The organism is uncultured Paenibacillus sp. (assembly GCF_963515335.1).
Taxonomy (GTDB): Bacteria; Bacillota; Bacilli; order Paenibacillales; family Paenibacillaceae; genus Paenibacillus_I.
In genome coordinates this window covers 80,476-91,795 of the sequence record NZ_CAUPYC010000008.1, presented here as the reverse complement: position 1 = coordinate 91,795, position 11,320 = coordinate 80,476, and the positions used below count along the sequence as shown (strand labels likewise).

The 11,320-nt window shown below is 56.3% G+C and carries 8 protein-coding genes; 1 reads left to right on the top strand and 7 read right to left on the bottom strand.

What is annotated here, in order from left to right; translation table 11 throughout:
* Positions 1 to 573 (top strand): hypothetical protein (locus tag RWM61_RS05125; RefSeq protein ID WP_313998108.1); only part of this gene is annotated, 573 nt, incomplete at its 5' end.
* A 117-nt stretch (positions 574 to 690) separates the two neighbouring features.
* On the opposite strand, the gene RWM61_RS05120 is transcribed toward RWM61_RS05125, so the two are convergent.
* The 7 genes from RWM61_RS05120 to RWM61_RS05090 form a co-directional block, all read right to left on the bottom strand.
* Positions 691 to 1,809: a DUF4432 family protein gene (locus tag RWM61_RS05120; RefSeq protein WP_313998106.1), complete on the bottom strand. Its 1,119-nt coding sequence runs from the start codon at positions 1,807 to 1,809 to the stop codon at positions 691 to 693.
* Positions 1,810 to 1,892: 83 nt separating this feature from the next.
* Entirely contained in the window at positions 1,893 to 4,328 is a 2,436-nt protein-coding gene (locus RWM61_RS05115; protein ID WP_313998104.1) for a hypothetical protein, read from the bottom strand.
* Between the two features lie 73 nt (positions 4,329 to 4,401).
* On the bottom strand, positions 4,402 to 6,762 hold the full coding sequence (locus RWM61_RS05110; RefSeq protein ID WP_313998102.1) for a hypothetical protein: 2,361 nt from the start codon (positions 6,760 to 6,762) through the stop codon (positions 4,402 to 4,404).
* Positions 6,763 to 6,778: 16 nt separating this feature from the next.
* The gene (locus RWM61_RS05105; protein WP_313998100.1) at positions 6,779 to 7,609 is read right to left on the bottom strand and encodes a carbohydrate ABC transporter permease; all 831 of its coding nucleotides are present in this window, start codon (positions 7,607 to 7,609) and stop codon (positions 6,779 to 6,781) included.
* Positions 7,609 to 8,514 (bottom strand): sugar ABC transporter permease, encoded by a 906-nt coding sequence (locus RWM61_RS05100; RefSeq protein WP_313998098.1) that lies wholly within the window; start codon positions 8,512 to 8,514, stop codon positions 7,609 to 7,611. The genes RWM61_RS05105 and RWM61_RS05100 overlap by 1 nt, the downstream gene beginning before the upstream one ends.
* Positions 8,515 to 8,614: 100 nt before the next feature.
* On the bottom strand, positions 8,615 to 9,952 hold the full coding sequence (locus RWM61_RS05095; RefSeq protein ID WP_313998096.1) for a sugar ABC transporter substrate-binding protein: 1,338 nt from the start codon (positions 9,950 to 9,952) through the stop codon (positions 8,615 to 8,617).
* Between the two features lie 195 nt (positions 9,953 to 10,147).
* Positions 10,148 to 11,191 carry a LacI family DNA-binding transcriptional regulator gene (locus RWM61_RS05090; protein ID WP_313998094.1) on the bottom strand — a complete coding sequence of 348 codons (1,044 nt, stop codon included), beginning with the start codon at positions 11,189 to 11,191 and terminating at the stop codon, positions 10,148 to 10,150.
* Positions 11,192 to 11,320: the final 129 nt, after the last annotated feature.

Below are 11,320 nucleotides of genomic sequence, written 5' to 3'. Positions count from 1 at the left end.
TTTGGGGAAAAATTGCTCCTCCAGAACCTATGGTGGCCGGTGTTCGGCAATCTGAACGACTTGCATCCCGAATACGAAATCTACGATTGGAACCGCAAGTCGCAATTTATCGATTTTGCATTTCTGCCTCCTTTCGGACAATTTGGAATCGAGGGTGACGGCTTCCAGTCCCATGTGAAAGACATGGATCGCGAGAAACACAATTACTCGTTGAATCGCGATACTTTTCTCACCGGTATGGGGTGGAAAATGCTGCATTTCTCAATCGACGACCTTCAGCATCGTCCGGAAAATTGCCGGATGCTCCTGCGGTTGGTGATGAGTCCCTATTTACTGCGTACTTCGTCCGTGAAACCGGCCTTTTTGATTGAGAAAGAAGTTCTGCGATTGTGTTGGCACCTTGGCAAACCCGTCCGTCCGAAAGATGTATGCGACCAACTGGACGTTGATTTCAGAACCGCCCGCAAATGGCTGCAAGCCTTGGCAGCCAAAGGTTGGCTAACCCCGATCGCGAGGGGCGGCAGTATCCGCTATTATGAGCTAAAGGAAGAATTATTGCAGCATTTGTTGTGATAAAAAGTTCTGACCAGGCCATTGGATTCAGACCAAACGAATCTCATCACCCCAGAATTACGGGGGCTTTCTTGGATGAAATCCACCGACATTCTCCGGCTGTGACGGATTAGTCCATTATTGTCGTTTCACTATAACCTCCTCCAAATCTCCGATCACAGCTTTATCGCGCGTCACACCGATGAGGCATGCGGTACGGCTGGCGGCGCCGGGCGCGAGCACGAACGCTTCGCCGTCCGCATGCTTCTGCGACATCCGGTTCGGCCTGGTGCGGCAGGGCTCGAAGGCGAACAGGAAGCTCTCGCCGATTTCCTTGGCGATCAGAGACCTGGGGAAACAGTCAAGCGGCCGGATCACGAAAGCCGCCGCATCGAAGGCGTCGTTCACGATCATTTCGGCTGTCATGCCGACTTCGTTGTCCATTGACGGTAGGTATGAAGCGATCTCCCCGATCCGCTCCAAACCGGCAACCGGCTCAGGCACGTATTGGTAGCAGCGAATCGGCCGCTTGCCGTCCCGCAGGGCGGGAATCCGCAGCGGATCGTCCTCCGGGGGCGCGCTGTCCCGCAGCAGCATATGCCGCTTCGCGGTCGGCAGCACATAGCGTCCGCCTTCGTGCAGATAAGGCCCGCATAATTGAATATGATGGCCGTCGTCAAGCGTTCGGTCCGAGCCGGACAGGTTGACGGTCGTTTCTTCTCTCAGCATGACGGCGGAGTTCCAGCGGGAAAACGTTCGAACGGTCTTCTCAAAAACCGGCTCCCTCTCATACCCCATGCATACGACCCGACCTGTGACGGTAACCCCCGCTTCATCGAAGCTCACCGAGACGGATTCCGGATCGGCCGGAGAATAGGAGCTTGTCCCGTGCAGCGTGTAGCCCTCTCCAGGCGTTCCGAACAGTTCGGGCCCGATCGACGCCACCGCCGAGTAAAATCCGTCCAGCCACCCAGTGCCGCCCCGCTCCCGCAGGTCGACATGGTCCGGATGCAGCAGATGCTTCATGTCGCGGTTCCAACTCATGAGCTCGCCGCCGAGCCGGATTTCGCCGATCTCCATTCCTCTCTCGGACAGAACGGTTATGCCGAGCTGCCCGTTATCGACGGCCAGAATCGTCAGCTCGCCGCCCTTCCCGTCAACGAATCGACGACGTTCCACGCTTCCGCCATGCGGCAAAAGTGCCCGTTCCCCGTCCTTCAGCTCACCGATTGCAAAACGTCCGGCTTGCAGCTGCATATTTCATCCCTCTTTCGGCAATGTCGGATACGAGAAAACAGCCGGACGGGTCATGTAACCGCCCAAGCTGTCTTCCCGCCGGCTTATTGATTTCCCTTAACGTTCAGCAGCGGATGGCTGAATCGTCCATCCTCAAACACCACCGTCCGCACTTCCTCGCCCGGTGCGGCCTGGAAAGAAGCGTTCGCCTCATAAAAATGAAATTCTCTCGGATAGGCGGCATAACTGGTCACCTCGTACCGGTCGCCACGCTTGACGATTTCACCGTTGACACAGCGCACTTCGCCGTCCTGGTAATAAAGAAACGTCTTGGTGCCGAAGCCTGCCAGATAGGCGGCCAGCTCCTCGCCCATGTCCCAATCGTCGCCGGAAGCGTTGCCGAACAGCTCGGCGAACAATCCGCCGTCCTCGGCAAATACGGATTGGCCGAACCGATTGCGTGACAAATCCGGACGATTGAGGTTGGGTCCCGCCACGCTGTAGGTGGAAGCGGCCTGACCGCGCTCCAGCTTTTTGCCGGTTGCCGTCGCATGCCAATCGTAGCAGTAGAATACGGGCATAGCCGCACGGTAAGCGGCTTTCAGATATTCCGGGTCACGCAGGTGCTCGTAAGCGACGAGCGCGGAAGCGGACACCATGCCGCCCCACAGCGAATGGATCATATACGACAACGATTCCCACCAGCGGTCCGGGTTCTGCGCCCGGAAATCGTTGCTGAAGCCGATGTTGGCAAGCAACAGTTCGCCGTAACGCTGCGCTTCCGGTTTATGTCCCAGCAAGCAAAGCGCTTCGCAGGTCGGCCCGAACCCCGCGTTATCGTAAAAATGCTCGGTGACCGCGCCCTTGTACTGCCCGGTTTCCAGCCGCAGCCGCTCCCCGGCGTCCGTCCACAGGCGGGACAGCCGTTCGTGCAGGCCGGCCATACCGCGCCGGGCCAAATCCTGCAGCAGGTCCTTGATAAATAAAATGTAAACCCCGAGCATTTGCGTTTCCTTTTTCTCGCGGTCGTCCTCATGCAGCTTCTCGTCGAGTCGGACGATCATCACTTCAGCCGCCCATTTCAGGTAATCGTCCGGCCGCGCATGCCTTAATTGGCCGGGCTGAAATTTCGACAGCAGATAATACACGTGCGCAACGTAATCGAAATCGATGATCCGGTAAAAATCGCCGGCCCCGTACAGCTTGGCCGGACGATAGAAATCCCCGTTCTCGAACCACTTCGTTTTCATATACAGAACGGCGCTGTTCTCGACCTTCCGCACCTGGTCCGCATCATAGGTTCCCATCAGGTTTTTCATCAGAACCAGATTCAGCTTGCCCAGCGATTCGCCCTGGTTGGACAGCGGCAGGAAGACGTGCGGCGTTGCGGCGTTCTCATCCTGGTACAAATTCCGGCAAATATAATCGGCGCGGGCTTCAATCATTTCCTTCGCCGGCTCCATGACGTTGAACACGACGAAATCGGTTTTCCCGTTATCCAGTTCAACGACCAGCTTGCGCTCTCCGGGGTGCGCCATGGGCGCGACGAGCTCAAAGCCGCCGTTATCCGTGCGTTTCACAAGTCCGGACGCATCGGTGCGCAGCAGTCGCCCGCCCTCGTTCGACTCTATCCAAACCGCACGCAGGTTGCGCTCTTCGGGAAGGTGGAATAAGGCTTGGAAAGTGCCGCCCGCGACGGCGGCCGGACTGTATTCGACGAGCGGATGGCCGAGGCGCAAGCCGTTCTCGTAAAACTGCCGCTCATCGGCGAACGGAAGCATAATATATTCCCACTCCGCCGTGCCGCCCGCCTGCAAGACAAGAGGCTCCGCGCCGTCCGGGCAGTAAATCCAGTCGGAAGCCGTGGCCCGCGGGTCGTCGCTGCCCGTTCCCGCCAAAACAAGCTTGTGAAACAGGATGCCGTCGAGCGAAGGAGACACGTTCTTGAAAAAGTTGTTCTCGAAACGGCAGTACGTGCCTACCGAGCGCGTGACTCCCTTGACGGCATATACGCCCAGATGCGGGCCTTGCCCACTTCTCCGCACGGCCGCGATTTTGCTGAAGCCGCTGGAGATGGAAGGGAAGGCGGCGCACGACTGGCTGATGTTCCGCCTCACATCCGGATCGCGGTACATGATGTAAGCAAGCGCGGACCAGACATGAAACTCGTCGACGGCCAGCTCCTCGCTGCTGCGGTTATGGAGCGAAATATGCCAGCGCAGCGATGCCTGGTCCGATTCAAGATCATAGGCGATCCGAACGTCAAAACGGTCGAAAGCGTAAGCGAGGCTCAGTGTCCTCCCGTTCGGGCCGGTCCGCGTCAGCAATGGCTGCACGGATATGCTGCCGTATTCCTTGCCGCCCGCTGTCACATCGAAGTGTCCGAATAATTTATCCTCGTCCGGGTACCCGACTTCTTCCATATAGGCCGGATCGACCACCCAGTTCATGCTGTTCGCGTCATCGTTAATAAGCAATTTATCGATAAAGCCCCGATCCGACACTTGAAGAGTAAATGCGGCATTGTTGATGGATTCCAATAGGCTCACTCCTGCCTTATATGTCTATATCCGGACGCAGCCGCCGCCTGCCGGCGCGGCGCGCCCGTTTCGCCTAGTTCGCAACGCCCTGCCGTGCGGAAATCTGCTCCCGGATCGCGTTGAAGTCCGCGGTTCCGAACATGTCGTAAAGCTTCCAGTAGCAATGGACGGCAACGGCCGGAATCCAGGGGAAGCAGGTTTTGTTGCCCTCGCCTTTCCAGCGCTGTCCGAAGCCGGTATCGCCGAACATCGGGTCGTCCCATGCCCACCAGCTGATCAGGTAACCTTCCTCTTGCAGACCGGTATAAGCGTAGCCCCAATCCTTCTCGGGGGTAGCCACCGTCTGGTTGCAGCCGTGCCAGAGCAATTCGGCTACGCGAAGCATATCGTAATCGCCGGTCAATACCGCGATCTCCACCATCTCCGCCACACCCGACAGCTCGAACGGATGGACATAGCCCGCGCCCGGCGTGTCGCAAGCCCCGATGCCCGTGCTGCGGAAGCCGAATTTGGCGAGCGTGCTTTGCGGCGGGAGCGGCACGTCCCACAGCACGGTCCAGGAAGCGTTCAATTTGGCCGCGTCATGCGCGCCCTGCAGGAAATATTGGTCTTTGGTCGCCTTGTACAAGGCGAGCAAGCCGATCATCGGGAAGTAGATGCTTTCGTTATCGATCAATTGCCCTTTGGCATAGATGCTGTCATGAATGCCGCCGTTGAACTTGATGCCCTTCACGATCGTTTCGCGCACGAAACGTCCGGCTTTCTTGGCCGCTTCCAGATAACGCTCGTCTTCGGTAATTTCATAAAGCTCGATCAGCAGCGGAATGGAAGTGGCCGTCGACGACTTCTGCTCGTAGACCGTGGTGCCGAACCAGATCGGCGGGTCGGTAATCGCTTTGCCTTCGATATCGTAAGCGCGGTACCAAGTACCATCCACTTCCTGCGTGCGGAGCAGGAATTCCGCGTACCGCTTCGCCGCTTCCAGCCACTCCTTGTTTTCTCTGCCCTGCGACTGTTCAAAGCGGTAGATCAGCATGAGCGCATGCACGTCCTCGTTCATGCAGCGGAGATAGGAGCCCTGCTTCTCTCTCAGCGCTTTAATGACAAACTCGCGGTGCTCATAGAGCGGTCCCATCAGCTCGCGAAGCCGCTCTCCTTCCGCATAGGCCAGCGGAAGCAGCAGGCCGGTCCACCAGAAGTCGAAGCTCTTTTTCTCCACACTGTACAGGTTATAGAACATGCCGGTTTCCGGAAGATGCGCTTTCTCCACGAAGAAATCGACGACCTTTTGCGCTTTCTCCACATAATCGGGGACGCCGTTGTCCAGGCCGAAGCGCAGCGAATTGTAGGCGCTCAGAATGTTCTGTCCGGTGAAGCCGAACTGAATGATGTTGCTGAGCTGAACGCCGTTCTGCGGATGGCAGTTCAACGCATAGCCGGCGGGCTTGTTCGCGTCTTCCTCTTCGCTCTTCTCGATGTAGTAACGATCCAGCGCCTCAAGTCGGTATTCGTTCAGCTTCTCCGCGGTTGCCGGCAAAGGAACCGGAGTCGAGCCGAGATCTTTCATCCGCCGCGTGTAGGTTCCCCACACCGCGTCGATGAATAGGGGCGCGGTTTCCACACGGATGCCGTACGAGACCTCGAAGGCTTCGCCCGTCTCCGCCGGCCAGAACGAGCCCCAATCCGGGCGCTCCTTCATGTACAACGCGTGGCAGCGTTCGCCTTCATAGAACGGATAAGCGGCGCGGAGCGACATCTGGCTGCCTTCAACCGGCGCTTTCCAAACGCCGAGGCTGCCGATATCCGTCTTCTGCAGGAACAGTCTTTCCTTGTCCGGCCGGTCCGGTACTTCGTCCCACGCCGGCCGGTCGGCGCGCAGCAAGCTCATGCCGATTCGGCGCTTCTCATCATAGACGAGCACGGCCAGCATATTTAACCGGTCTTCCCGGTACATCAGGTTTCGGGTGCTCAGATAATCCTCCAGGCCGTCTTCGTCCAGATCGTTCTTGTCATACAGCGCAGGCGGGGCAAAATATTTCAGATCGGTAAAATCCGTCGCCTCCCGCATCGCGGTCACCACGTCCAGCCGCAGGCGGAAGCCGGACGCGCCGGCGCCCCGCAGGACGGTCAGCTTCCGGTTCACCTGCCAGGTATCGTCTTCCGCCTGCAGCCATTCGTCCACGACCCGGATGCGGGAGCCTCCGGCATCCAGCTCGGCTTCGCACAGAAAGCCGTTCTCCGTTTGCTTCACAACGGAATAAGCCGCTGTATGCTCGGCGATTTCCTCCTTGGAGGCTCCTGCGCGCCAGGTGTCCAAGCATACAGGCTGCGGAATGCGGAGAACCCGCACGGTTTCCTGCTGCGATTCACAGAACTCAAAAAAAGGCGTTTGGCCGGAAGGCCCTTGATCCCATCTCAACGACAGCTTTTGCATAATTGATCTTCCCTTCTTATTCTTTGGTCGCTCCCGCCGTCAGCCCTTTTATCATCCCTTTTTGGGCGATGATCGTGAACAGGATAACGGGAATAATGTAAAGGATGCCGGTTGCCGACATTTTGCCCCAGAACGTCTGGAATGTCGTGACATAACCCGCGATCCCGACCGGCATCGTTTGGGCCTCCTGCGTCCGCGTAAGCGTCAGTGCAAACATGAACTCGTTCCATGCGGCGAGAAAGCTGAATATCGAGGCAACGCCCACCGCCGGCAGCGACAGCGGAACCGCGATTTTGAAAAACTTGCCGAGCGTGCTCAGGCCGTCGATTTCCGCCGCCTCTTCGATTTCGTTCGGCAGCTGGCGGAAGAAGCCTTCCAGGATCCAGATCACCAAGGTGAGCTGCAAGGGCAAATACGTAATGATCAGCGCCAATTCGGTATTGATCAAACCCAGCTGGCGCATCATCAGAAAGAATGGGACGCCGAGCACAATCGGCGGGAACATCCGCGTGGCGATTACGCCGGCAAACAGCATCCCGCTGAACCGGTATCGGTACTTGGCGAAGCCGTAGGAAGCGGGAATCCCTATAGCCAAAGAGAGAACCGTGCTGACCAGCGCAACCGTCAGGCTGTTGCCCATAAACGACTGGAATTTGCCTTCTTCGATAATCGCCTGATAGTGCTGCAGCGTAGGCGGCTCGGGAACAACGACCGGCGGTATGGCAAACATTTGCACTTCCGTCTTGATGGACGTCAAGAAGGTCCAAACGAACGGAAACAGAACGAATACGGACATCAGCATCAGGATCAGATAGGCCGCTAGGTTCGTCAAACGTATTTTATTCATCAGGCTCTATCCTCCCTTGGCCGCAGAAGCCGGAATAAGACGAAGCTGATGATCATGATCAGAAGCATAACCAGGAAAGAAGCGGCGGAGCCTTGCCCGAAATTCAACCCGGTAAACGTATTTTTGTAAATGTACGTGCTGAGCACTTCCGTCGATCCGCCCGGTCCGCTTTGAGTTAAAATATAGACGATATCGAACACGCGGAACGCGTCGGACAGACGAACGACCAGAATCATCAGAATCGCCGGCTTCAGCAGCGGCAGCGTAATGGTGCGGAAGATTTGAAAGGCGTTGGCGCCGTCCAGTCGGGCCGCTTCGTACAAATCCTCTGACAGCGACGACATGGCCGCGAGCAGAATCAGGATAACGAATGGCGTAGCCAGCCATACGTTGGCGATAAGTACCGCCGTCCGCGCGCCCCATACGGTGCCCAGCCAGAGCGGTCCGTCAATGCCGACAAGCTTGAGCAGCGAATTTACAACCCCATATTGGTCGGCGAAAAGCCATCTCCATTGCAGGCCGGATACGACGGGCGCGATCATAAGCGGAAGCGTGAAAATGATCCGAAAAAACGTGGTGCCAGGCAAGCTTCTATTGAGCACCAGCGCGACCGCGAAGCCGATAATGAGCTCCACAATAATGGTAACCGACACAAATTCAAGGGTGTTTATAAGCGCGCTTTGGAATTGGCTCGATTGAAGCACCTTCCAATAGTTGTTTAAGCCGACGAACGCGCCGGTGGACATCATGCCTTGCGATTCATAAATACTGAGCTTGAACGACCACAGGATCGGATAAAGGACCGTCGCCGCCATGACGAGCAGGGCGGGCAGCGTCAACAGAATTCCCGCGGTCCTGCGGGACCGGTCATGCTTGCCGGTTTTTTTCATTGCGGATACTGACATGCGGTATCCTCCTCGTACTGATTTGATAGAGGGTCCGCCCGACGGAAAAGGACTGCAGCGAGCGGGGCGATGCAGTCCTTCCGGATTGCTTGCGCCGGGGTTATTGGCCCACGATAGCCTCGATATCTTTCTGTGCGGCTTTCAGCTCTTCTTCCGGTGTCGTTTGCTCGGTCATGATTTTGGAAAGCGAGAGCGCAAGGCGTTCCTGAATGGCAGGGAACACAGGCGTGGTCGTCACGTTCTGGCCGTAATCGACCGCTTCGGACATAACGGCGATCGCTTTCTTGTCCTCTTCCTTCATCGTGCTGTCCGCATTCAACGCTTCAACGGCAGCCGGCTTGACGACAGGATTGATAAACTGCTTGCCGAATTGCTCCAGCACTTGCTGGCTGGTCGCCCACTTTACGAACTCCATCGCCGCATCCTTGTTTTTGGAGCTGGATGAAATGCCGTGCCCCCAGCTCCAGATAGCGCTAGTTTTTTCGGCGCCGGCAGGCTGCGGAGCGACCGCGAACTTGCCGGCTACTTTGGACTGCGCCGGATCGTTCGCAAGCGTATACATGTACGGCCAGTTCATGATCATCGCCACTTTCCCTTGCATGAACATGTTGTGGGCGTCCGCGTTGTCGTAGCTTACCGCGCCTGCCGGGCTGCTTTTGTCTTCCAGCTGAATGCCCGTCAGGAACTTGAACGCGTTCAAGTTTTCCGGGCTGTCGACCACGACTTTATCGCCATCCAACACCTTGCCGCCGGCTTGCAGGAATCTGTCCATCAAATGGGTGACAGGCTCCCCGCTTTGCTTGCCTTCCACGATCGTGCCCGAAATGCCGTTGGCGTTATCGGTAAGCTTCTTAGCATACTCGCGAAATTCATCCCACGTTTCCGGCGCTTTGGTCAATCCCGCTTTCTCGAACAAATCCGTGCGGTAGTACAGGATCGGCGTATGAACGAGATAAGGAAGACCATAGATCTTGCCCTCGTAAGACACCGCTTCCAAAGCGGATGGAGCGAACTCCTTCTTCTCCTCCTCGGTCAGGCGGTCGTCAAGCGGCTCCAGGAATCCTTGCTTGGCGAACTGGGCGATCCATGGCTGGTCGGTCTGAAAAATATCGATCGCGCCCGTGCCCGCCGCCGCTTCCGTAACCAGGCGCTCGTACATATTGTCGTGAGGTATTTCCTGAAATTGCACATTGGTTCCGGTTTGTTTCGTAAACTCAGGCGCGAGCTTTTTGTAAAATTCCGTGTAAGGCCCGCCGGCCTCGGCCGCGATTGTAATGGTTTTGCCCTCGTTGCCTCCCGCATTCGAAGATGCGCCGTTCGCATTCCCTTCCGCATCCTTGCTCCCGCAAGCGCTCAACAAGCCGACCGCCAGTGCGGAAATCGCCAATACAACACCTGTCTTGCCCCATGATTTTGCCGGTTTACCCGTAAAAGACATTGAATTTGACCCCTCTCAAATTGGATTGAATGCAAGACCGGAAACTCGCGGCTTTGCCGGACTTCCCTTAACGTATGCCGTTTGTGCTCGGCAAGCTCGGTCACTGTTTGTCGATAAGCATCCCCTCCCGGACGGAATATGCAGCATAAGTTAATCGATTAATTTGCTGCTGAAAAAAAATTGGTTTGCTGCCTGTTACTTGGGAGCTTGAGCGGCGGAATGCCTCTCAATAAGCGTGCATTTCAGTTTTTTGCTTTTTGCAGCGCTTTCATTGCCTGCCAATATGTCCATTACCGATTTCATCGCTTCCGCCCCCATCTCGTGCAGCGGCAGCCGCATGGTCGTCAACCGGGGGGCGGTATAGGAACTGAATTCACGGTCGTCGAAGCCTACGATCGACAGGTCTTCCGGAACGCGAAGCCCCCGCTCCTTGCAGGCGTTGACTGCGCCCGCGGCCATGTTGTCGTTCATCGCCAGGATGGCCGTAGGGCGGTTGTCCGCGGCCAGAAGCTCCGCCGTAAGACGGCGGCCCGATTCGAATTCCCAGTCCCCTGTCTTGATCAGGGCGGGATCGAACATCAACCGGTTGTCCATAATCGCCTGGTAATAGCCGTTAAAACGTTCGCGTGACGAATTGGAATTGAAAACCCCGCTGATTACCGCTATTTGCCGATGTCCCGACTCGATCAGATAGTTCGTCGCTTCATAGGCGCCCAGATGATCGTCATAGTTGACCGAATAATCCTCGTCACGCGAGGTGTAGCAGTAGGTGTACACAACGGGAATCCGCTCGTTGCTCTCGATCATCCGGGTTACGTCGCGAGGATGCGCGCCGACATAAATCAAGCCGTCTACCTGTTTGTTCAATATTTCCTGGAACGCCTGGGAAGCCAATTGTCTGACGACCTCATCATCCTTGTATTCCTGACCCAGCCGTTTAAATACCCGCATGTTGGTGAGCAGCAAGGAAAACCCTTCATTTTCCGCATATTCGTTGATGCCGTCTATAATTTCGGCCGAATTGAAAGAGGTGACGTCTTCCACAATAACGCCGATTGTTTTTGTTTTTTTGATTTTCAGGCTTTTGGCGATATGGTTGGGCTGATAATTCATTTCTTCGATGACTTTGAGTATGTTCGCTCTCGTCTTCTCGCTGACGCTGCCCGTTCCGTTCAACACATTCGACACCGTGGCTGTGGAAACGTTCGCTCTCCGAGCGATATCCTTGATCCTGGTCATACCTTCTCCTTTGAACGTCATCGTTGGAAGACGGCGGCTAAAAATTAATCGATTAATTTATTGAGACCATACTAACATGCAATGCTGTCGAATGCAACCGTTTTCTGCGGGCTTATAATCATTAGCGGC